The organism is Paraburkholderia yinzeri (assembly GCF_046581065.1).
Classification (GTDB): Bacteria; Pseudomonadota; Gammaproteobacteria; order Burkholderiales; family Burkholderiaceae; genus Paraburkholderia.
This window is the reverse complement of the sequence record NZ_JBFOCJ010000003.1, coordinates 332,420-352,627: the sequence shown is the minus strand read 5'-3', so window position 1 is coordinate 352,627 and position 20,208 is coordinate 332,420. Positions and strand designations below refer to the sequence as shown.

Genomic DNA, 20,208 nt, shown 5'->3' with positions numbered 1-20,208 from the left:
GTTTTGATCGGGACTGGTCGACTACTGCCGCATTCTCCGGTAGCAACTCGGCACGGTCCGGCACCTCTCTATTGCGCATCAGGACGGCAATCTCCGCTCGTCGCTTCCAACTTTACGCATTCGACCGTCTTAAACCAACATTCTGCGGCAGAAATTAAAGCACGACCGATACCGTCTCCCCGGTAATGCTCGTCGACGACCATGCTGGTTATGCGCTCCAGATAACCGGCTGCATGGAACAGCGAAAGCACATGTAAGCTGATGCTACCGACGAATTTACCATCGATTGTGACTATTAATACCTTATCTGTAGGACTAGAAATCAATAATTCCGCATTTTTGAGGATCAGTGCGGGCGTCGTCTCGTACCCGAGACGATGCAACGCAAGCGGCCGTTTGACCACCTCCCTCAGTGATTAGGTGTGTAAAGTTAGCCTTGATCTGACAGCAGATATCAGAACATCGCCCTCTGTTCGACCAACAGCAGATACTTCGCCTATACTGATTTTTCTGACTCGCCAGCTAATTTAGCAAAATAATTGCTGCAAAGATGGAGAATCCGCTTATGGCAACATCCGCAGTTCGCTTTGCTGTCACGTCTTGGGGCAAGGAGTACCAGCTCACCGCCACCGAGCCGATTAAAGAAGGCGAGGTGATCGTATCCGAAACACCATTAGTCGCTGTTCTCGATGCCACCCCCAGGTACTCCACTCCCACTTGGGATCTGGTAGATAAAATCCTGTTGAAAACCGATCTGACGCAACGCTATTGCGCCTTGTGTCTGAAGGTAACCAAATATCTCATGGATCCAGAAGATAACCGGATCGAGCGAAATTTGGCGAAGAAGCATAGGCGCACCCGGGATTTCGTAAAAAAGCTCTACTTTGGCGTTGCCACTAACAACATTGGATATGTGGATGCCCGTCGCGAAATCATCGGCCATGGCATCTATCCCGTTATAAGTCGAGCTAACCATTCCTGCAGGCCAAACGCCACTTATGAACCGGGCAGTATCGAGAAAAAGGAGGTTACGCTTGTGGCGCTTCACGATGTCCAGGCGGGAGATGCCATCACCTGGAGCTATCCTCAGTCACCTGATTTTGATGACGCCGACTACGCAACGCGCAACTTTGCCTTGATGGATGTTTTTCGCTTCGTCTGTAGTTGTGCTCGATGTCAGGCAGAAATTCCATCAGAGCTTGCGATGCTACCTAATCTTCCCCGGTACTTTGATGATTGGATCATGCGCTTTACACGAGCAGAGGTGGAGAAAGAAATCAAACCTCCAGGAGGAGAGGCTTGGTGATGCAGTTGGCGGAAATTTTGCAAGCCGGTGAATCTGCGTCCCCCGCACACCTGCGAAGAACCCTAAAAAAACGGGCTGCAACGACTCCCTGAGTCGCCGCAGCCCGCTCATGCACCTGCAACTTCGCCGCGCAATTAACGGCGCTAGTTACTTCGTCTCTTCCTTCAGTTGCGGCAACGCCGAAGCCTCGCCCGGCGTAAGCAGCCCAACCTGCGAATAAACGCGCAGCTTGTCGCGCGTATCCGTGATGTCGAGATTGCGCATCGTCAGTTGTCCGATGCGGTCGCGCGGCGAGAACGTCGAAGCCACCTTCTCCATCGAGAGGCGTTCCGGCTTGTACGTGAGGTTCTCCGACTTCGTGCTGAGGATCGAGTAGTCGTTGCCGCGGCGCAGCTCGACGGTCACTTCGCCCGTGATCGCGCGCGCCACCCAGCGCTGGGCCGTTTCGCGCAGCATGATGGCCTGCGGATCGAACCAGCGGCCCTGGTACAGCAGGCGGCCCAGGCGGCGGCCGTTCTCGCGGTACTGCTCGATCGTGTCTTCGTTATGGATGCCGGTGACGAGCCGCTCATAAGCGATGTAAAGCAGCGCCAGGCCCGGGGCTTCGTAGATGCCGCGGCTCTTCGCTTCGATGATGCGGTTCTCGATCTGGTCGCTCATGCCCAGACCGTGGCGGCCGCCGATGCGGTTCGCTTCGAGCAGCAGTTCGACCGCGTTCGGGAAGGTCTTGCCGTTCAGCGCAACGGGCTGGCCCTCTTCGAAGCGGATCGTGACTTCTTCCTTGTCGATCTTCACGTCGTCGCGCCAGAAGGCCACGCCCATGATCGGGTTGACGATCTTGATGCCCGACTCGAGGCTCTCCAGGTCCTTCGCCTCGTGCGTCGCGCCCAGCAGGTTCGAATCGGTCGAGTAGGCCTTCTCCGCTGACATCTTGTACGCGAAGCCCGCCTGGCGCATGAACTCCGACATTTCCGCGCGGCCGCCCAGTTCGTCGATGAAGAGCTGGTCGAGCCACGGCTTGTAGATCTTCAGGTCCGGATTGACGAGCAGGCCGTAGCGGTAGAAGCGCTCGATGTCGTTGCCCTTGTAGGTGCTGCCGTCGCCCCAGATGTTGACGCCGTCTTCCTTCATCGCGGCGACGAGCATCGTGCCCGTCACGGCGCGGCCGATCGGCGTGGTGTTGAAGTACGTGACGCCGGCCGTCGTGATGTGGAACGCGCCGCTTTGCAGCGCGGCAATGCCTTCCGCCACCAGTTGCGCGCGGCAGTCGATCAGGCGGGCGCCCTCGGCGCCGTATTCCGTGGCGCGGCGCGGGATCGAATCGTAGTCGTCCTCGTCCGGCTGGCCGAGGTTCGCCGTGTAGGCGTAAGGCACGGCGCCCTTCTTGCGCATCCAGTGCAAAGCGGCGCTGGTGTCGAGGCCACCTGAAAACGCAATGCCAACTTTTTGACCCACCGGAAGACTTTCGAGAATCGTGCTCATGGACAGAACCGTGTAATGGACGTGGAGAAAAGGACGCGGAAAACCGTCAGTTTACTCGATGGCGCGAGGCATGCCGCTGCTGGAAATCCGCTATGGCGCGATTTGACCCGCCCCCGCAACTCGTCTATTTTACTGGAAAACGGCATCCACTATTCTGGACAGCATGGACATCCACGCCACGATCGCCCGCCGCATCCACGAGATCCGCGACGCCAAAGGCTGGTCGCTGGAAGCGCTCGCCGAGCGCAGCCAGGTGAGCCGGTCGAACATTTCGCTGATCGAGCGCGGCGAAAGCAGCCCCACGGCCGTCGTGCTCGAAAAGCTCGCCACCGCGCTCGGCGTCTCGCTGGCCTCGCTGTTCGAGTCGCCCCAGGGTGACAGCGCCGGTGCGCCCTCGCCGCTCAGCGCCGCGAGCGAGCAGGCCATCTGGACCGACCCCGAATCGGGCTATGTGCGGCGTAACCTCTCGCCGGCCGCGTGGTCGCCCATCCAGCTCGTCGAGGTCCGCTTCCCGCCCGGGCAGCGCGTGGCCTACGACACGAGCCTGCGCGATCCCGACATTTACCAGCAGATCTGGATTGTCGAAGGCACGATGGAGATGAGCGTCGGCGAGCGCCAGTGGCGCCTCGAAGCAGGCGACTGTCTGGCGATGAAGCTCGATCGCCCCATCGTCTACCGCAACCCCACGCGCAAAAGCGCCCGTTATCTCGTCGCGCTGTGCCGGCTCGACGACGTGCCTGCCAGGAGCAGCCGATGAGCGACACTTTCGCCAGCCTTTCGATCCGGCGTCTCGCTGCGGAAGACGCGCTCGCCCGAGCGCCCCAACTCGCCGAGGTGCTGATCGACTGCGTGGAGGGCGGCGCTTCCGTGAGCTTCATGTTGCCGATCTCGCGAGACACGGCGCTCGACTTCTGGCGCGGCGTCGCGCAGGGTGTGGCGCGAGGCGAGCGCATTCTGCTCGTGGCCGAGGACGGAGAGGGCCGGATCGCAGGCACCGTGCAGCTCGTGACCGCCCAGCCCGAAAACCAGCCGCACCGCGCGGACGTCGCCAAGATGCTCGTGAGCCGCCGCGCGCGGCGCCAGGGTGTCGCGCAGCGCCTCATGGCCGTCGTCGACGAAGCCGCGCGCGAGGCCGGCAAGACGGTACTGGTGCTGGATACCGTGACGGGCGGCGACGCCGAACGGCTCTACCAGCGCACCGGCTGGCAGCGCGTGGGCGTGGTGCCGAACTATGCGCTGATGCCCGACGGCACCTTCTGCTCGACGACTTATTTCCACAAGCAACTCGCGTAGCCGGCCCGCGGGCCCGGCGGCGCGCGCTTCAAACCTGCGTCAAACCGGACTGCCCGCCGCGGCGGTCTGCCAGTCCACGCGGTTGCGTCCCGCGCGCTTGGCCCGGTACATCGCCTGGTCGGCGGCGTCGATGAGCGCGCGCGCCGCGTCGCCGGCGGGCGGCCCGTCCGGCGCCATCATTCGCGCCGCCACGCCGACCGAAACGGTCAGCCTGAGCGGCTCGCCCGTGTCGTCGAGTACCGCGAGCCCCTCGACCGCCGCGCGCACGCGTTCCGCGACCACGCAGGCCTGCTGCGCATCGCCCTGCACGAGCGCGACGAATTCCTCGCCACCGTAGCGCGCCACCGTTTCGCCAAGCCGTACCGCACGCCGGATGCAGGCGCCGACGGCCACGAGCGCGCGGTCGCCCACGCCGTGCCCGTAGGTGTCGTTGATGGGCTTGAACGCGTCGATGTCGATGAAGAGGCACGCCACGGACGCTGCGACCCGCGCCGCACGCTGCACTTCCTCGTGCAGCCGGGCGTCGAAATAGCGGCGGTTCGGCAGGCCCGTGAGCGGGTCGGTCACGCCCTCCTGCCTCAGGCGCTGCCGGTGCGCGACGTTCACGAGCCCCGCGCTCACGAAGATCGCGAAGCGCTGCAGCAGGTCCGTCGCCATGCCAGGCACGAAACGGCCCGGATCGGCGCTGCCCATGCACAGATAGCCGCACACGCCCTCGCCGCCCTCGATCGCGAGAATAGCGACGCTTTGCGGCTCGTCCTCGGGATCGAAGAACGCCGCGCGCAGCGGCGCCGCGAGTCCGGCGGGACGCCCCAGCCAGGGCGCGCGCCGCCCCCGCGGCGGCCACGGCAGGTCTTCGCCTAACTCGTTCGCGCGGCCGCCGCGCAAGGAGCGCGCGTCGGGCGTATGGCCCGGTTCGGCATCGAGCAGCTCGCCGACGTGCGGCGCGCATGCGTCGAGCCAGAGCGTCACAAGCGAGAGCTCGAACGCCCGCGCGAGATCGGAGACGAGCGCGTCCAGAAAGGACGCGAAATCGTCGGCGCTGATCAGGCGGACCTCGATCTGCTGGAAACGCTGGAGTGCCCGCTCGTTCTGCTGAACGGTGTCGATCAGGGTGCGCAGGCGCGTGGACAGGGTGTTCGACTGGCTCACAAGTCGCTCTACAGGCTTCGATACCTCGTATAACGACCGCTATGCGCCATGGTTTAGGCTTTTCTGCGCTCCACGCTAAACAAGCCGCGTCTTTCAGCCGGGGCCGCCCCAAAACCGCGCAATCATCACAAACCCCGCCGCCACGATCAACAAGCCAGTCAATCGCGCCACGCGTTCGCCGTCGCGCGCGAAGCGCTCGGCGAAAATGGCCGCCGCGGCACACGCCATGGCGTGCAGATCCATGACGCCCACGGCGAGCAGCATGAGCGTGAACCCCGCGCAGCAGCCGCTGCAATGCAGCCCCAACCGCACGCCGTGACCCAACGCGGCGCGCGCGCCCGATCGCGCCGCCGGGCCACATGAGGTCGCGGCCCGGCAACAGGCCAGATAGCGCATTTTCGTCGCGGAAGTCTGAAACCACCCCGCCATCAGCAGCGCCACGCCGCTGCCCCACGGCACGGCGCGAGCCAGCGCGGGCATGCGCAGCGCGAGGTCGGCGAGTGCCGTGCCAACCGGATAGAGCGCCACGCCCATGCCGATCCACACGGCGAAGTAGCCCGCACCCGCCAGCACTGTCCACTCCGCACACAACACGTCCCCGCGCCCCGCTGCCGCCGCGTGCGAGCGCCGCAACGCCGGCGCCAGCACGGGCAGCATCATCGCCACGGTCATGGCCGTCCACATGCCGACGAAGGCCGCCGCCGCGCCGGTCCACGTCTGCCCACACATGCGCGCCCAGGCCATCGACATCGTCCAGCCGCCCGCCATCGGCACGCCGCCCTTCGAGGCCATCGAAATGCAGATCGCAATCGTCGCAGCCGTGGCGGCGCTGAAAACGAGTGCGGCCACGCCGGTCCACACGCGCCCGGCGAGGCGCCCTGGCATGGCGGTGACGAGCATGGCGCGCATGATCCGCCTCAGCGCGTGGCGTACTCGTCGTGACGGCGCCACCACACGCCCGTCTCGTTGCGGCCGAGCGGCGCGCGATCGAGCCACTGGTACATGCCCCAGATCGCATCCACGCCGCGCGCGTAGGTCGAATACGTGTGATAAACGGCACCGTCCTCCATCGCAAATGCGCTCATGCCGGGCCGGTCGCGCGCATAGGTTCGGGCGTCGGTGCCGCACACGGTCGCGAACTGCACGACGGGTGCGGGAGCGGGCACCGCGTCCATCGCATGGTGCCCGCGCATGTAGTTGTATTCGACGGTACCGTCACACTGCTGCGCCTCCGTGAACGACACGTTGAAGTCGTAGTTGAAATCGGCCTCGAACGAAGACGCCCACGGAAAGCGCCAGCCCATGCGCTGCCGGTAAGCCAGCAGCTTCGCGAGCGGCGCGCGCGAAACGGCCATCAGCGTGACGTCGTGATGCGCGAGGTGGACCGCGACGCCGTTGAAGCTGTCCGCGATCGACGAGCACGACGGGCAGCCCGCCGCGTAATCGGGGCCGAACATGAAGTGATAAACGAGCAGTTGCGAGCGCCCCTGGAACAGGTCAGCGAGCGTCGCGCGGCCGTTTTCCGTGTCGAAGGCGTAAGTCTTGTCGATGCGCACCCACGGCAGGGCCTGGCGCCGCCGGGCGACCTCGTCGCTCTGGCGCGTCAGTGCCTTTTCGGCAGCGAGTAGTTCGAGACGCTCGGCGAGCCAGGCTTCGCGCGTTCCGGTCGTGTGCTTCGTGTCCATGTTTCGCTCCTTTCGGTGGGTTGTCCGGGTGGTTGTCCGGGTGGTTGTCCGGGTGGTTGTCCGGGTGGTTGTCCGGGTGGTTGTCCGGGTGGTTGTCCGGGTGGTTGTCCGGGTGGTTGTCCGGTGGTCGAGCGGCCGGCTCGCACCGTGCGAAAGCGGCCACCACACGTGTGCTAGATTAGGTCCGGGCTTGCTCGCGGCGGGAGTGACAAATGTGGCGGGATTCCGATGGACTCGATGCTCGCAGACGCGGCGCGCGCCCTCGCGGCCGGTGATCCGCTCGGCGCACTGAACCGCGTTGCGCTGCGCGACGATGCGCCCGCGCTCGCCATGCGCGGCATCGCCATGGCGCAGATCGGCGACTTCGAACGCGCGAGTGCGCTCGTGCGCGCCGCGGCGCGGGCCTTCGGCTCCGGTGCGCCGGTCGAGCGCGCGCGCTGCGTGGTTGCCGAGGCCGAGATCGCGCTCGCGGCGCGCGATCTGCGCTGGCCGCAAGCTGCGCTCGAAACCGCGCGCGCCACGCTCGAAGCGCACGGCGACGCCGCCAACGCCGCCCATGCGCGCCTGCTCGAAATACGTCGCCTGCTGCTGGTCGGCCGTCTCGACGACGCCGAAGACCGGCTCGCGGCCCTCTCCCCGGCCCTTCACGACAACCGGCTGCCGCCCGCGCTTACCGCCATCCTCGAACTCGTGACCGCGGGCATCGCCATGCGGCGGCTCCTCGCGAAACCCGCTCGCGCGGCGCTGACCCGCGCGGCGCACGCGGTTCGCGCCGCCGCCATTCCCGCACTCGCCGCCGAGGTGGCCACCGCCGCCGCAATGCTCGATGCACCCGCGGCCCGCCTCGTCTCGCGCGGCATTGAACGCCCGCTCGCGCTCGACGATATCGAAGCGCTGCTCATGTCGAAGGCCTTCATCGTGGACGCCTGCCGCTACGCCGTGCGCGAGAGCGGAACCGTGGTGACGCTCGCGCGCCGGCCGGTGCTGCTCACGCTCGCACGCGCGCTGGCCGAGGCGTGGCCCGCCGATGTGCCGCGCGAGGCGCTCATCGCGCATGCCTTCCGCACGAAGCACCCCGACGACTCGCACCGCGCGCGCCTGCGCGTCGAGATGGGAAGGCTGCGCGCGATGCTGCGCCCGCTCGCCGCCGTGCAGGCCACGCAGCAGGGTTTTGCGCTGACGCCGCACGCCGCGCGCGAAGTGGTCGTGCTGGCGCGCACGATCGAAGAGCCCTATGCGGCCATCCTTGCGCTGCTCGCCGACGGACAGGCATGGTCGAGTTCGTCGCTTGCGCTGGCGCTTGGCGCGAGCCAGCGCACGATCCAGCGCGGGCTCGACTCGCTCGCGGCCAGCGGCAAGGCCACGCCGCTCGGACGCGCACGCGCGCGGCGCTGGACCATGCCGCCCGCGCCCGGATTCGCGACACCTTTGTTGCTCCCTTCTCCGCTACCGACCGATTAGGATGACTTCATGAAACGCTCACAGGCCGAAATCGTCCGCGAATATGGCCCCTTCGCAGGCACGCCTCCCGTCCACGGCGTCACGTACGACGGCCAGCATGTCTGGTTCGCTTCCGGCGACAAGGTCAATGCCCTGGACCCGGCGAGCGGCGAAACCGTGCGCGCGATCGACGTGCCCTCGCATGCGGGCACGGCCTTCGACGGCCGCTATCTCTACCAGCTCGACGGCACGCACATCCGCAAGATCGATCCCGCCAACGGGCAGGTCGTGGCCGCGATTCCGTCGCCCGCGGGCGACGGCAACTCGGGCCTCGCGTGGGCCGAGGGCAGCCTGTGGGTCGGGCGCTTCGACGAACGCAAGATCCTCGAGGTCGACCCGCAGAGCGGCAAGGTGCTGCGCGCGCTCGAATCCAACCGCTTCGTCACGGGCGTCACCTGGGTGGACGGCGAACTCTGGCACGGTACGTGGGAGAACCACGAAAGCGAACTGCGCCACATCGACCCGCACACCGGCGAGGTGCTGGAGGCCCTCGACATGCCGGAAGGCGCGGGCGTCTCCGGGCTCGAATCGGATGGCGCGAACCGCTTCTACTGCGGCGGCGGAAACAGCGGCACGGTGCGGGCCGTGCGCAGGCCCGCGCGCGAAACGGCGGTGGCCGGCGCGGTTGCAGGAGAAGGGACGGAAGGCTGAGCATCGCGGCACGTCGCGGCGACGAAAGGCTGGACAACCGCACCGGCGCGTGATGATATGGCACGCCTCATCATCGAGGAGACATCGCGCATGCAACGCCCTGATTTCATCCGCCACTGGACGGAACTGGAAAATGAGGCGCCGGCACATTACACCGGCGATAGCGAACCGATGGCCTTCGGCGCGCCGCTCGCGCGCAAGCTCGGCCTCACGCGAATCGGCATTCACCACGAACGCCTGGCGCCGGGCCGCCGCACCTCGTATCCGCATGCCGAAAGCGCGGAAGAGGAATTCGTGTTCGTCATCGAGGGCACGCCCGACGCCTGGATCGATGGTCATCTGCACCGGCTGCGGCCCGGCGATTCGGTGGCGTTTCCGGCCGGCACCGGCATCTGCCACACGTTTCTGAACAACACCACCGAGGAAGTGCGGCTGCTCGTGATAGGCGAAACGCCCAAGGACGAGAACCGCATTCGCTATCCGAAGCACGAAGCCTACGAGGCCACGCGCAAGGATCGCTGGGTCGACTGGCCGGCGCGCGAGCTTGGCCCGCACGATGGCGTTGCGCGCGCCGAGGGCGAAGCGTAGACCGATTCCCGGGCGGTTACAGATCGATGAGCCGTTCGCTCGATCTCGCCCGGGATACGCAAATCATGTCAGCCCTCCCTGGCAGGTTGCCGAAGGGCCTCGCGTTCCTCTTCGAGACGTTGATTCACCACCCGGCGAAATTGCGTCAACGCGGAATCGATACCAAAGGGCATCATCTCGAAGTCGGGATCGAGTGCGAGATTCCTCTGCTGCGCCGTAATGATGGCGCGGTCCTCGGCGAACGCGTCAATGATCGATTGATGGACGGACCGTGTGACTTCGGGTTGATCGATTGCAAAGTTGTGAGGCTGCGCGAAGAAGTAATGCGTGGAATGTTCCGTCTCGGGCGTCAGGGCCTGGCACGAGCGAAATTCGGCTGCGTCCACGCGGGTGCCTTCGGGCGCGCCCGTTCCCGCAGGCGCCATCCCCGAATCCATGCGCAGAATCGCGGGTACAGTGAAATCGTAGATATTCCACCGGTCCACTTTGCCGGGCCACCCTTTCACGGCAGCGGCAAACGGCGGAGCATCGGTGTTCATCGTCCAGCGCGTGACGCGCAAGCCGTTTTCGAGGCGCTCGATTTTCGGTTGCACTTTGGCGTAGTCCTCCGGGCCGCCCAGCGTGGTCGGATGAACGAACGGAAGATGCGAAAAATCGAGCAGGTTGTCGCAGATGAGCAGGTAGTTCACGTCGTAGTGAATATAGCCGGGCAGGCTGCGCCACTCGGGGTCGTCCAGCCAGTGGGTGTCGGGAATCGTGTCTGGGTTGGCGAGTTCGGGGTCTCCCATCCAGATCCAGATCCACCGATGGCGTTCGACAACGGGAAAGCTGCGCACCTTCGCGCGCGGCGGGATCCGTTGCTGCGCCGGCGCTTCGACGCAGGCGCCCGCGCTGTCGAACTTGAGTCCGTGATACATGCAGCGGATGCAATCGCCTTCGCGGCGACCGGCCGAAAGCGGCGCGCCTCGATGACAGCAACGGTCTGCGAGCGCGATGACGCTCCCCTCTTCCTTGCGATACATGACCACCGGGATGCCGGTGATGATCCGCGAAAACAGCGCCTCCGACGCGACTTCGTGCGACCACGCGGCCACATACCACGTATTCCTGATGAACATGGATCGTCTCCTGATGGGTTGTTGGTGTCGTTGTCTGTGCGCCCTGGCGGCGAGGCGCTTGACCGCACGATAGGTTTGCCTCGATCATGCGTCAAGCTAATGGCATTAATAGATTCAATGCACGATATGCATATTCGAGATCTCGACCTGAATCTGCTGGTGGTCTTCGACGCCTTGCTGCGCGAGCGCAGCGTGACCCGCGCCGCGCAAGACATCGGCATCACGCAAGGGGCGATGAGTCACGCGCTCAACCGCCTTCGCGCGTTTTTCGAAGACCCGCTTTTCATCAAGACGCCGGACGGCATGACGCCGACCCCGAAGGGCGAGCAACTCGGCGCGACGATTTCCGAGGTCATCGCGGCGATCCGGCAAAACGTGGTGGTGGAGGCTGGCTTCGATCCGTTGACCGCGCAACGAACCTTCGTGCTGTGCATGACCGACATGGGCGAACTGGTCTTCCTGCCGCCGTTGATCCGGCGACTGAGAAAGCTGGCGCCCCGCTGCACGTTGCGGTCGGTTCAGGTTCCTCTGGAGCAGATCGAAGGCATGCTGTCGTCGGGAGAAGCGGATCTCGCGCTAGGTTCGGTACACGCGGCGCCCGAAGGGCTCTACCAGCAGCAGCTCTTCATGCATTCGTTTGTGACGCTGGTCAGCGTACGGAATCGCAAGATCGGAAAAACGCTCACGCGTGCCCAGTTCGAGTCGATGCCGCAAATCACCGTCTCATTGAGCGGACGCGCGAGTGCGGCCTATGACAGCGCGTTCGACGCCTATGGCGTGAAAAGAAACATCTACCTCACCACCCCGCACTTCCTTGCGGTACCTCACCTGATCGACGCTCAACCCGACCTGATTGCCACGGTTCCTCTTGAGCTTGGGCTGGTGTTCGCGCGGCTCGGCACCGTCAAGTTCGTGCCGCCGCCGGTCGAGCTGCCGCCATTCGCGCTGCGTCAGCTTTGGCATTCCCGCTTCAACGCCGATCCGGCCAACGTCTGGCTGCGCAGTCTCATCAAGGAGACCTTCGAGCACTATCCGGACATCCCGGAGCCGCCGTAATCGAACGAAATAGACAAAGAAAGCAAACTGTCCCGAAAATTAATAAACTGGAAGGAGCCGGTCCTGCTCAAGGGTAGCCTTCACCGGGCGAGCATTCGTCGCCCGCCGGACCCAACTTGAACCGGCAGGGACTCTCGAGGTAAGCATGATGAACAGGCGCAAGGCATGCCAGTTGGTGCTGATTCTGGCGGCGATGGCCACCAGCGGCGCAGCCGTGGCAGGAAGGGGCGGTAGCTGGAGCGGCGGCGGCTCCTATCACGGCGGAGGCTGGGGCGGCGGGGATTACCATGGCGGCTGGGGTGGCGGCTATTACCACGGTGGGTATTACCACGGCGGCTACTATCACTGGGGCGGCGGCTGGGGTTGGGGCTGGGGCGGCGGCGCCTATTTCGGCCCGGGCTTTGCCTGGGGTTACCCGGGCTGGGGCTATCCCTACTCCTGGTACGGATACGGCTCGCCGTACCCGTACTACGCCGGCTACCCTTACGGGCCCGCGCCCGTCGATGCGTACGGGTATACGTCGGGACCAACGCAATACGTCGAGCAGGCCCAGGGCGGACAGGCGGATCCGGGCGGCGGCGCGGCGCCGGACGCAAACTACTGGTATCACTGCACCAAGCCGGAAGGGTATTACCCGTACGTGAAGTCCTGCGCCCGGGGATGGCAGCGGGTGCCGTCCCGGCCGCCGGGCATCTAGGCATCGCGCGACTGAAACGGGCCGCGGCGGCCTGCGAAGATCGCCGCGCCTTTCCTCCCAGAGAGGTCCGCGATGGTCTTTCGCCAGCTCTTCGATCCCGCGTCGTCCACCTACACCTACCTGCTCGGCGACCCCGAAAGCGGCGAAGCGCTGCTGATCGATCCTGTCTACGAGCACGTGCCGCGCGACCTCGCCCTGCTGCAGGAACTGGGCCTGCGGCTACAGGCGACGCTCGACACCCACGTGCACGCCGACCACGTGACGGGGGCGTGGCGCTTGCGGCAACGTTGCGGTAGCGCAATCGCGCTTGCCGAGGTGGTCGGCGCCGCGGACGTGAACCGGCCGCTGCGCCATGGCGAGCGCGTCGCTTTCGGCCGACGCCATCTGGAAGTGCGTGCAACGCCGGGGCACACGAGCGGCTGCCTGACCTATGTGCTGGACGACGAGAGCATGGCTTTCACCGGCGACAGCCTGTTGATTCGCGGCTGCGGCCGCACCGACTTCCAGGGCGGCAGTCCGCAGCAGCTATTCGCCTCCGTGCGCGAGCAGATCCTGACGCTGCCCGACACCTGCCTGCTCTACCCCGCCCACGACTATCGCGGCATCACCGTCACGAGCGTGGCCGAAGAACGGCGTTTCAATCCGCGCCTTGGCGGCGACGTGGATCTTGGCGACTTCGCGGGCTACATGAACAACCTGAATCTGCCGCACCCGAGGCAGATGGCCCTCGCCGTGCCCGCCAACCTGCGGTGCGGGAAGCCGGAAAGCGAAGCCCCCCTGGACGAAACGCCCGACTGGGCGCCGCTCACCCTGCGTTTTAGCGGCGTATGGGAAATCGAACCGATGGCGCTGCTGGAGCATGCGGCAACTCTGCAGATCGTCGACGTGCGGGAAGCGCCGGAATTCATCGATCGTCTTGGCCATCTGCCGGATGCGAAGCTGGTGCCGCTCTCGCAACTGGTGGACCGGCTCGGCGAACTCGACCGCGAACGGCCCGTCGTGGCCGTGTGCCGCTCGGGCGTCCGGTCGGCCCAGGCCAGCGTGCTGCTGACCAAGGCCGGCTTCGGCAAGGTGGCCAACCTCGCCGGCGGCATGCTGCGCTGGAAGGCGGAGGGGTTGCCCGTCGCGTCGGGCAGCGTCTGAAGGCCGGTTCGCAGCGCGTCCCCCGTCACGCGAGCGGGATGTAGATATCGGTCTGCCACTGGTCCTGCGGCGTTTCCGGAAAGACGCTCAGGTAGTGAAAGAACAACGGATGGTCCCGCAGTTCCTCGCCGCTGCCCGGCAGCCAGTCGCGATAGATCGGATAGATGGTCTCGCCGATATGGTCGGTCGAGCCCGTATGCCGAACCACCGCGCATCGGCCGCCCGGAATCGTGAGCGCGCGAACGCCCTGGTCATTCGGCGCGACCGGTTCGGCCATCTCGCCGCAAATGTCGAAGCGAAATGCCTCACCCGGCGTCGTATCGGGATTGTTGCGCGGGATACCGAAAGTCCGGCTCGACGCGAGCGGCGATTGTCCGCTCTGTTTGCGCCAGTCGATGAACTTCCGCACGCTCTCGTTGACGAGTCCGGGCGGTCCGCAGTGTTCGAGCGCGGCGACACGCGTCTCGGCAAAATCCACAATTCGCACTTGCATGGTCAGTTTCCTTGAAAGGTAGGGGACGACGAAGGTCGCACTCCAGATCTCCCAGCCCGGATGCCGCCGGAACGCGCTCGGCGCCCTGCCGAACGCACGCCGGAACGCCCGGCTGAACGCCTCGGGGCTATCGAAGCCCGCGTCCAGCGCGGCATCGAGCACGGTGCAGGGCTCGCGCGCGGCAAGCCGGCGGGCGGCTCGCCGCAGACGCAGCAGTTGCACGTAGCGTGCGACCGGTACGCCCACGTAGGCGGCAAACTGGCGATGAAAATGGAACTTCGAGAAGTTCGCCACGCGGCTCAGCGCGTCGACCGACAAGTCGCCTTCGAGATTCGTGTCGATATAAGCGAGTACGGTATCGAAACGTTTCGTGTAGGCGCGGGCGGCGTCGGTGTGAGCTTGCATGGGCTGGGTGTCTGGATCGTGCAACAGGCGCTATGGTGCCGAGGTTCGGTCGATCCCGCCTAGCCGCGCTTGCTCGATTTCCGCGCATGTCGCGTGGACGATGCCGGCTATTCGAGGCCGGCGCCACCAGCCTGCACGCGCCGCGGCTTCTCCATCACAATCGTTTCGAACAACTCATAGTTTGCCGTCGGCGTCCGATCTGCGCCCGGCGCGTGATAGTAGTTCATCGTAATGGTCGTCTTGCCGCCCGCTATGCCAGGATCGTAGTCGAACACGGCGAGGCCGTAGCCGGTGCCGGTATCGCGGCGCGCCGACCAGATCGCATCTTCCAGCGCGTCGGCCGCCGGGCGCGTATACGTGTCCGCCGTTTTGCCGGGTACCGGACGATTGGGTTTCGTGAAGACCTTCGCCTGAACCTGGCCCGTGGCGGCATCCTTGCCGTAGACGTCCAGCGGTGCGTTCGTCCCGCCCCCGCCCAGAATCAGATGAATCGTTCCCTGGCTCGTGTCGAACGTGGCATCGGCCGGCTCGGCCGCGACGACGGGTCTGGGCTGCAACGTATCGACTACGGCGCCCGTCGTTGCGTCGACACCCGCGTTACGATTGCATCCGCGCACGGGATAGCTGCGCTCGTAGTCGTGATCGTGGCCGCACAGTACCAGGTCCACGCCGTAACGATCGAACAGCGGAAGCCATGCCTCGCGGATCCCTTTGTCGGAGCCGTTGCCGGTCGACGACGAAGAGAGTGCGTCCTGATGCATCTGCACGACGATCCAGTCGATGCCCGGATCGGCCGACGCCCGCAGCAGCGTTTGTTCGAGCCAGCGGGTCTGCTCGCCATGGCTGTAGCCGCGAACGTAGAGCGAGGTGCCGGCCGCGACCGGCGGATTGCCGCTGCGGTTCGCCGGCACGAGGGGATCGGGGCCGGGCACGAAGGCGGCGGCGTCCTGGTAGATCACGTCGTCCGCATCGAGCGACACGAACAATACCGCGCCCACCTGGAAGCTGTACCAATGGCCCGGAAAGCGCGTGCCGTTGTCGGGCAGCGTGTAGCGCGTCAGGTAGGAAGCCAGGCCCTGGTCGCCGTTATGGAATTCGAGTTCGTGATTGCCGGGGCACGGCATCCACGGTCGATTCGCCGCGGAGCCCTGCACGTTGTTGCCGAAGTCGCGCCACACGGACGGTTGCGAGGTGGGGTTCAGGTTCCCGTAGCACAGGTCGCCGTTCAGCAAATGGAAGAGCGGCTTGAACTGCTCCACGGCCGCCACGGCGAACCGGCTTTGCGGGTACGACAGCACCCACTTCGTATTGGGCGTGGCGAGATCGCCGTAACTGGTCCAGCGAAAAGGCGTGCGTCCTCGCGGCGCCGTCTGGAAGTCGGCCGCGAACGGCGCGCCCTTGTTGCCGTCGTTATCCGCCGTGATCTGGTACTGGTAGCGGGTGCCCGGTTGCAGGTCGCGCAGGGCGACGTGGTAGGCGTACACCGTTTCGCCGTTGATGCCGTCCACGTAGCTTCGTTCCTGTGCGGGGTAGACCTGTGCATGCTGCCCCGTTGCGCTTGCCTGCACGCTGACGCGGGGATTGACCGCAGCGGCAGGCGACGCCCACGAAACCACCGCTTCGCGGGACGGATCGCTGCCCCAGGTCAGGTGTATCTGCTCCGGCGTCCCGTCCGGGCTCGCCTCGGCAGCGCGGCCGCTCACGGCCAGCACGCCGGTCCCGGCAGTCAGCCCGGAAGCGCCCGCGAGTTTCAGGAAACCACGGCGCGAAACGCCGGTGCGGGGGTCGCCCGGTTGATCGTTATGGGTGGCACAGCATGCATACGCGGGAGTCTTGTCCATAGTTCAATTTTAGCCATCAAGCTTCGGGGCCATCGCCACGCCCCGAATAGTTCGCATACCAAACCGTCTCGATTCGCGCTTCAACGAAACATCGCTGCGGCATGAGCCATGCCCTCACGCTCCCGCCACATACGCCCCCAAACCCGCAGCCAACGCGTCGAACGCCGCCTTGCAGCGCGGATTGCCGCGCAGATCCTCGTGCATCGTGATCCAGGTCTCGAGCGCGAACGTACAGCCCTGCGCCAGCACCCGCACGAGCCGCGGATCGCGCCGCGCAATGCCGGCCTGGCAGAAGCCGATACCGCAGCCCGCGCGGATCATCGCAAGCTGTGCGAGATCGCTGCTGCTGCGAATCGAGAACGCCTCGCGCCGCCACGCCGGAAACCCCTTCGCCGCGGCGCGCAGGAACGGCGTGGTTTCGTCGAAGCCGATCAGCGCATGATTCGCGAGATCGTCTAGCGTGTTACGGCTCGGGCTATTTGAGTTTGGGCGGGGGGTATTTGTCTCGCGTTCGTCCAGGGCGATTTCCTGAATTTCAGCGTGAGCATCGTGCGATGCGGTGGACATGAGATAGGCCGGTACTCCTCTGTTATCGTGAGACGGCTCTCACACCAGCCCACGAACGCAGAACAGCCCGGCCTATGCTTCGGATCGTACATTCCTTTCTCACGCTCGAACAGCATCTTCGCTCCATCGTCACCACGCCCCAGTCCTATCATCCCGGCCGCTGCCCGCACTGCGGCCGCACGTGCCTGTGGGCGCACGGCTTCTATGAACGCAAGGCCGACCGAAGCGTCACCGGCGCGCTCAATCCGGTGCCCGTGCCACGCTATTGCTGTGCCGCCTGCCGACGTACCTGTTCGCGCCTGCCGCTGTGCATCTGCCCGCTGCGCTGGTACGGCTGGGCGTTGCAGCAACTCGTGCTCTGCCTGATCCTCTCTGGCCTGTCGCTGCGCCGCATCGCAGCCCTGGTCGGCATCGATCGCCACACCGTGCGCCGCTGGTGGCGATGGCTCATGCGCTGCAGTGAGGACTTTGCCTTCGCCCTGCGAAGCCGCTTGCCCGAACTGGGCCGCGCAGCCGACACGGCGACCTTCTGGCGCCCCTGCTTCGCGCTCATGTCGCTGTCGCGTGCGATGGCCTGGCTTGATCTGGATGGCCTCGATGTCCCGTGATCGGCTGAACGCAATTCCACACGAGACGCACTGCCGGACGCGGTAACGGGCAACCCACAGGGTCTGCCCACTGCCGCCTGCACGGCATCAGGCGTTTCATGAGGTCTCTTCCACTTCAACGGAGACTTCATGAACGACATCGACCCCGTGGCGCTGTTCCGGCTGTCCGTGCTCGGCCCCATCGTGAGCCGCGAGCGACTCGAACGCGGCGAGCTGCTACAGCTGTTGCGTCAGCTCGCCCTCAAGGAGTACGCGATCCCGGGCTCGCGCCGGCGTCACATCAGCGAGCGCACGTTGCAGACGTGGTACTACGCCTGGCGACGCGAAGGCATCGCAGGGCTCGCCATCCGGCCGCGCACCGACACGGGTCGCTCGAAGCTGCCCGAGGTCGTGCAGGCTGCGGTGCTCGCCGCCAAACGCGAGAACCCCAGCCGCTCGGTGCGCCAGATCCGGCTGTTGCTGGAGGCCACCGGCATCGTGGCGCGCGGCACACTCTCACGCTGCGCCGTGCACCGCCTGCTCAAGTCTCACGACCTCTCGCGTATCGCCAGCCCTACAGTCGTTGCCCAGGAGAAGCGCAGCTTCGTGGCCGAGTACGCTGGCTCCATCTGGTACGGTGACGTCATGCACGGCCCGACGTTCTCGTTTGGCGGGGCGCGCCGCAAGACCTATCTCGTCTCGCTCATGGACGATGCCTCGCGCCTCGTTGCACACAGCGCCTTCTGTCTGTCCGAGACGGCCCTCGAGATCGAGGGCGTGCTCAAGCAGGCGCTCTTGCGTCGCGGAATTCCAAAGATGCTCGTCGTCGATAACGGCGCGGCCTATCGCGCCGCGAGCCTGCAGACCATCTGCGCAGACCTGGGCGTGCGTCTCGTGCATTGCCAGCCTTACCAGCCCACAAGCAAGGGCAAGCTCGAACGCTGGCACCGTACCGTACGCGAGCAGTTCCTCTCCGAACTGGACACCACACACATCCGCGAGCTGACTGACCTGAACGCGCGGCTGTGGGCGTGGCTCGAACAGGTCTACCACTGCGAGCCACACAGCGCGCTGGGCGAGAACGTGACGCCGCTCTCGCGCTACCGGCAGGACCTGCCGCGCATCCGCGCGCTCGGCTCGCTTGCCCCCAGGCTCGATGAGCTGTTCCTGCACCGCGTCGAGCGACGCGTGCGCCGCGACGGCACCGTCTCGTACGAAGGCGCCGTCTTCGAGGTGCCCTATGAACTCAGCGGCCACTACGTCGTGCTCGTCGTCGATCCGCACGCCGGTACGGTCGTGCGTGTCCAGAGCAGGCAGGGCGCTCCACTGGGCGCGGCCACCGCGCTTGATGCGCTGGCCAACAGCCGGCGCCGGCGCAGCAGGACGCCCGCCGTTGCCGCGACTGCAGCGCCCGCTGCCACAGCCAACCTCATCGAACTCGTCCATCAACATCATTACCGTCGCGAGGACTGACACATGTACCGCCAACACTTCGGCCTGCGTTGCGCGCCGCTGGACACCGACGGCACCGATCTGTGGGACGATGGCGCGCTCGCGCGCCTGTCCGAACGCTTCCAGTGGCTGCTCGACAGCCCCGGCATCGGCCTGCTCACCGGGGAGCCCGGCGTGGGCAAGACCGCCATGCTGCGCCACCTCACGCGCAACCTCAATCCGCACCGCTACCAGACCATCTATCTGTCCGAGACCGAGTTCGGGCGCATCGACCTGTACCGCTCGCTGGCCCGCGAACTCGGGCTCGAACCCAGCTACCGGCGCGCGGACCTGTGGCGCGACATCAAGCAGCGCATCACCGAGCTGGCCAACGGCAAGCAGGTCCTGCCGGTGTGGATCATCGATGAGGCGCAGAACCTGCCGCCGGAGTTCTTCCGCGACTTCCCCTCGTTCCTGAACTTCGCCTTCGACGCCCGCAGTCTCATCACCGTGTGGCTTGCCGGCCATCCGGAGCTGGCCCCGATGCTCGAGCGCAACGCTTACGCCGCGCTCTACAGCCGCATCCAGACCCGCGTGCAACTGCAGCCCGTCACCGAGCACGCCCGCTTCGCACAGCTCATCGCCCACGCGCTCAAGGCCGCCGGCTGCAACCACACGCTGATCTCCGAAACCGGGCTCGAACTGCTGCGCCAGGCTTCGCGCGGATTGCCGCGCAATGCCGGGCGTATCCTGCGCACCGCCATGCAGCTGGCTGTGCCCAAAGGGCTGAACCATCTGCCCGACGAGCTGTTGCAGCAGGCGATTGGGGAAATGCGATGAGCCGCCGCCCTCAGCAGCCAGGTCAGTCACGCACACCGTCCACGCGTATCGGGCCACGACCGCCGCCGCTACCCGCGCTCACCGACGAGGCGGCGGCCCAGATCCAGCAACTGTTGTGCGACTGGCTGCTGTGGTTCAGCAGCGCATACGCAGAGCAGATCCAGCGCAGCAGGCAACCATGGTCCGCCCCGGTGCGGCATCACATCGACGATCCGTTCTGAGCGACGGCCCCGGGCGAGCATCCCGGGGCCGTTGCTCTTGCAGCGCGCGACAACATTGCGCCGGGTGTCGATCTACGTCTCGCGTTCGACTGCGGTTCATTCATTCTCGCTGAGCGCGAGACATCCGCCACTGTCTCAACGCCAAATATCTC

At 65.7% G+C, this 20,208-nt stretch carries 21 protein-coding genes and 1 pseudogene; 13 read left to right on the top strand and 9 right to left on the bottom strand.

Annotated features, from left to right (window positions below; genetic code table 11):
• Positions 1 to 68: 68 nt before the first annotated feature.
• Positions 69 to 404, bottom strand: a complete 336-nt coding sequence (locus WJ542_RS28385; RefSeq protein WP_411192880.1) for a GNAT family N-acetyltransferase — start codon at positions 402 to 404, stop codon at positions 69 to 71.
• A 161-nt stretch (positions 405 to 565) separates the two neighbouring features.
• Here WJ542_RS28385 and WJ542_RS28380 point away from each other — a divergent pair, with 161 nt between their 5' ends.
• On the top strand, positions 566 to 1,306 hold the full coding sequence (locus WJ542_RS28380) for an SET domain-containing protein-lysine N-methyltransferase (protein ID WP_411192879.1): 741 nt from the start codon (positions 566 to 568) through the stop codon (positions 1,304 to 1,306).
• Between the two features lie 147 nt (positions 1,307 to 1,453).
• Here WJ542_RS28380 and argG read toward each other — a convergent pair whose 3' ends face one another.
• A complete protein-coding gene (argG, locus tag WJ542_RS28375; RefSeq protein ID WP_411192878.1) occupies positions 1,454 to 2,788 on the bottom strand; it encodes an argininosuccinate synthase in 1,335 nt (444 codons plus the stop codon).
• Between the two features lie 163 nt (positions 2,789 to 2,951).
• Here argG and WJ542_RS28370 point away from each other — a divergent pair, with 163 nt between their 5' ends.
• Both WJ542_RS28370 and WJ542_RS28365 read left to right on the top strand, forming a co-directional pair.
• Positions 2,952 to 3,545 (top strand): helix-turn-helix domain-containing protein, encoded by a 594-nt coding sequence (locus WJ542_RS28370; protein WP_411192877.1) that lies wholly within the window; start codon positions 2,952 to 2,954, stop codon positions 3,543 to 3,545.
• Entirely contained in the window at positions 3,542 to 4,081 is a 540-nt protein-coding gene (locus WJ542_RS28365; RefSeq protein WP_411192876.1) for a GNAT family N-acetyltransferase, read from the top strand. The genes WJ542_RS28370 and WJ542_RS28365 overlap by 4 nt, the downstream gene beginning before the upstream one ends.
• A 39-nt stretch (positions 4,082 to 4,120) precedes the next feature.
• Here WJ542_RS28365 and WJ542_RS28360 read toward each other — a convergent pair whose 3' ends face one another.
• The 3 genes from WJ542_RS28360 to WJ542_RS28350 form a co-directional block, all read right to left on the bottom strand.
• Positions 4,121 to 5,233: a GGDEF domain-containing protein gene (locus WJ542_RS28360; RefSeq protein ID WP_411192875.1), complete on the bottom strand. Its 1,113-nt coding sequence runs from the start codon at positions 5,231 to 5,233 to the stop codon at positions 4,121 to 4,123.
• 93 nt (positions 5,234 to 5,326) lie between these two features.
• Positions 5,327 to 6,142: a DUF2182 domain-containing protein gene (locus WJ542_RS28355; protein WP_411192874.1), complete on the bottom strand. Its 816-nt coding sequence runs from the start codon at positions 6,140 to 6,142 to the stop codon at positions 5,327 to 5,329.
• A gap of 8 nt (positions 6,143 to 6,150) precedes the next feature.
• Positions 6,151 to 6,918, bottom strand: a complete 768-nt coding sequence (locus tag WJ542_RS28350) for a DUF899 domain-containing protein (RefSeq protein ID WP_411192873.1) — start codon at positions 6,916 to 6,918, stop codon at positions 6,151 to 6,153.
• 228 nt (positions 6,919 to 7,146) lie between these two features.
• On the opposite strand from WJ542_RS28350, the gene WJ542_RS28345 reads away from it, so the two are divergent.
• From WJ542_RS28345 to WJ542_RS28335, 3 genes are all read left to right on the top strand, one after another.
• Positions 7,147 to 8,379, top strand: coding sequence for a helix-turn-helix domain-containing protein (locus WJ542_RS28345; protein WP_411192872.1), 1,233 nt, complete (start codon positions 7,147 to 7,149; stop codon positions 8,377 to 8,379).
• A 9-nt stretch (positions 8,380 to 8,388) separates the two neighbouring features.
• Positions 8,389 to 9,069 (top strand): Vgb family protein, encoded by a 681-nt coding sequence (locus WJ542_RS28340; RefSeq protein WP_411192871.1) that lies wholly within the window; start codon positions 8,389 to 8,391, stop codon positions 9,067 to 9,069.
• A 90-nt stretch (positions 9,070 to 9,159) separates the two neighbouring features.
• Positions 9,160 to 9,657: a cupin domain-containing protein gene (locus tag WJ542_RS28335; RefSeq protein WP_411192870.1), complete on the top strand. Its 498-nt coding sequence runs from the start codon at positions 9,160 to 9,162 to the stop codon at positions 9,655 to 9,657.
• Between the two features lie 68 nt (positions 9,658 to 9,725).
• Here the strand turns inward: WJ542_RS28335 and WJ542_RS28330 are convergent, their stop codons facing one another.
• Positions 9,726 to 10,775, bottom strand: a complete 1,050-nt coding sequence (locus WJ542_RS28330; protein WP_411192869.1) for an aromatic ring-hydroxylating dioxygenase subunit alpha — start codon at positions 10,773 to 10,775, stop codon at positions 9,726 to 9,728.
• A 99-nt stretch (positions 10,776 to 10,874) separates the two neighbouring features.
• Here WJ542_RS28330 and WJ542_RS28325 point away from each other — a divergent pair, with 99 nt between their 5' ends.
• From WJ542_RS28325 to WJ542_RS28315, 3 genes are all read left to right on the top strand, one after another.
• Complete coding sequence (locus WJ542_RS28325) at positions 10,875 to 11,831, top strand: LysR family transcriptional regulator (RefSeq protein ID WP_411193526.1); 957 nt, start codon at positions 10,875 to 10,877, stop codon at positions 11,829 to 11,831.
• Positions 11,832 to 12,045: 214 nt separating this feature from the next.
• Positions 12,046 to 12,528 (top strand): hypothetical protein, encoded by a 483-nt coding sequence (locus WJ542_RS28320; protein WP_411192868.1) that lies wholly within the window; start codon positions 12,046 to 12,048, stop codon positions 12,526 to 12,528.
• Positions 12,529 to 12,600: 72 nt separating this feature from the next.
• Positions 12,601 to 13,671 carry an MBL fold metallo-hydrolase gene (locus tag WJ542_RS28315; RefSeq protein ID WP_411192867.1) on the top strand — a complete coding sequence of 357 codons (1,071 nt, stop codon included), beginning with the start codon at positions 12,601 to 12,603 and terminating at the stop codon, positions 13,669 to 13,671.
• Between the two features lie 25 nt (positions 13,672 to 13,696).
• On the opposite strand, the gene WJ542_RS28310 is transcribed toward WJ542_RS28315, so the two are convergent.
• The 3 genes and pseudogenes from WJ542_RS28310 to WJ542_RS28300 form a co-directional block, all read right to left on the bottom strand.
• Complete coding sequence (locus WJ542_RS28310; protein ID WP_411192866.1) at positions 13,697 to 14,569, bottom strand: AraC family transcriptional regulator; 873 nt, start codon at positions 14,567 to 14,569, stop codon at positions 13,697 to 13,699.
• 107 nt (positions 14,570 to 14,676) lie between these two features.
• The gene (locus tag WJ542_RS28305) at positions 14,677 to 16,410 is read right to left on the bottom strand and encodes a purple acid phosphatase family protein (RefSeq protein ID WP_411192865.1); all 1,734 of its coding nucleotides are present in this window, start codon (positions 16,408 to 16,410) and stop codon (positions 14,677 to 14,679) included.
• A 114-nt stretch (positions 16,411 to 16,524) separates the two neighbouring features.
• Positions 16,525 to 16,875 (bottom strand): annotated as a pseudogene (locus tag WJ542_RS28300) (LysR substrate-binding domain-containing protein); the annotation flags it as partial.
• Positions 16,876 to 17,051: 176 nt separating this feature from the next.
• On the opposite strand from WJ542_RS28300, the gene WJ542_RS28295 reads away from it, so the two are divergent.
• The 4 genes from WJ542_RS28295 to WJ542_RS28280 all read left to right on the top strand — a co-directional run bounded on the left by WJ542_RS28295 (position 17,052) and on the right by WJ542_RS28280 (position 20,056).
• Entirely contained in the window at positions 17,052 to 17,585 is a 534-nt protein-coding gene (locus tag WJ542_RS28295) for a DUF6431 domain-containing protein (RefSeq protein ID WP_411188275.1), read from the top strand.
• A 129-nt stretch (positions 17,586 to 17,714) separates the two neighbouring features.
• Positions 17,715 to 19,037: a DDE-type integrase/transposase/recombinase gene (locus WJ542_RS28290; RefSeq protein WP_411188276.1), complete on the top strand. Its 1,323-nt coding sequence runs from the start codon at positions 17,715 to 17,717 to the stop codon at positions 19,035 to 19,037.
• A 3-nt stretch (positions 19,038 to 19,040) separates the two neighbouring features.
• Positions 19,041 to 19,835: an ExeA family protein gene (locus WJ542_RS28285; protein ID WP_411188277.1), complete on the top strand. Its 795-nt coding sequence runs from the start codon at positions 19,041 to 19,043 to the stop codon at positions 19,833 to 19,835.
• A complete protein-coding gene (locus tag WJ542_RS28280) occupies positions 19,832 to 20,056 on the top strand; it encodes a hypothetical protein (protein ID WP_411188278.1) in 225 nt (74 codons plus the stop codon). The genes WJ542_RS28285 and WJ542_RS28280 overlap by 4 nt, the downstream gene beginning before the upstream one ends.
• The last annotated feature ends 152 nt before the right edge of the window (positions 20,057 to 20,208 follow it).

What these genes read in the sequence shown, in the direction of transcription:
- WJ542_RS28380 (WP_411192879.1), top strand. Translation starts at nt 566, where the DNA reads ATGGCAACATCCGCAGTTCGCTTTGCTGTCACGTCTTGGGGCAAGGAG.
- WJ542_RS28355 (WP_411192874.1), bottom strand. Translation starts at nt 6,142, where the DNA reads ATGCGCGCCATGCTCGTCACCGCCATGCCAGGGCGCCTCGCCGGGCGC.
- WJ542_RS28325 (WP_411193526.1), top strand. Translation starts at nt 10,875, where the DNA reads ATGGCATTAATAGATTCAATGCACGATATGCATATTCGAGATCTCGAC.
- WJ542_RS28340 (WP_411192871.1), top strand. Translation starts at nt 8,389, where the DNA reads ATGAAACGCTCACAGGCCGAAATCGTCCGCGAATATGGCCCCTTCGCA.
- WJ542_RS28330 (WP_411192869.1), bottom strand. Translation starts at nt 10,775, where the DNA reads ATGTTCATCAGGAATACGTGGTATGTGGCCGCGTGGTCGCACGAAGTC.
- WJ542_RS28365 (WP_411192876.1), top strand. Translation starts at nt 3,542, where the DNA reads ATGAGCGACACTTTCGCCAGCCTTTCGATCCGGCGTCTCGCTGCGGAA.
- WJ542_RS28370 (WP_411192877.1), top strand. Translation starts at nt 2,952, where the DNA reads ATGGACATCCACGCCACGATCGCCCGCCGCATCCACGAGATCCGCGAC.
- WJ542_RS28290 (WP_411188276.1), top strand. Translation starts at nt 17,715, where the DNA reads ATGAACGACATCGACCCCGTGGCGCTGTTCCGGCTGTCCGTGCTCGGC.
- argG (WP_411192878.1), bottom strand. Translation starts at nt 2,788, where the DNA reads ATGAGCACGATTCTCGAAAGTCTTCCGGTGGGTCAAAAAGTTGGCATT.
- WJ542_RS28345 (WP_411192872.1), top strand. Translation starts at nt 7,147, where the DNA reads ATGGACTCGATGCTCGCAGACGCGGCGCGCGCCCTCGCGGCCGGTGAT.
- WJ542_RS28280 (WP_411188278.1), top strand. Translation starts at nt 19,832, where the DNA reads ATGAGCCGCCGCCCTCAGCAGCCAGGTCAGTCACGCACACCGTCCACG.
- WJ542_RS28315 (WP_411192867.1), top strand. Translation starts at nt 12,601, where the DNA reads ATGGTCTTTCGCCAGCTCTTCGATCCCGCGTCGTCCACCTACACCTAC.
- WJ542_RS28335 (WP_411192870.1), top strand. Translation starts at nt 9,160, where the DNA reads ATGCAACGCCCTGATTTCATCCGCCACTGGACGGAACTGGAAAATGAG.
- WJ542_RS28295 (WP_411188275.1), top strand. Translation starts at nt 17,052, where the DNA reads ATGCTTCGGATCGTACATTCCTTTCTCACGCTCGAACAGCATCTTCGC.
- WJ542_RS28305 (WP_411192865.1), bottom strand. Translation starts at nt 16,410, where the DNA reads ATGGACAAGACTCCCGCGTATGCATGCTGTGCCACCCATAACGATCAA.
- WJ542_RS28310 (WP_411192866.1), bottom strand. Translation starts at nt 14,569, where the DNA reads ATGCAAGCTCACACCGACGCCGCCCGCGCCTACACGAAACGTTTCGAT.
- WJ542_RS28285 (WP_411188277.1), top strand. Translation starts at nt 19,041, where the DNA reads ATGTACCGCCAACACTTCGGCCTGCGTTGCGCGCCGCTGGACACCGAC.
- WJ542_RS28350 (WP_411192873.1), bottom strand. Translation starts at nt 6,918, where the DNA reads ATGGACACGAAGCACACGACCGGAACGCGCGAAGCCTGGCTCGCCGAG.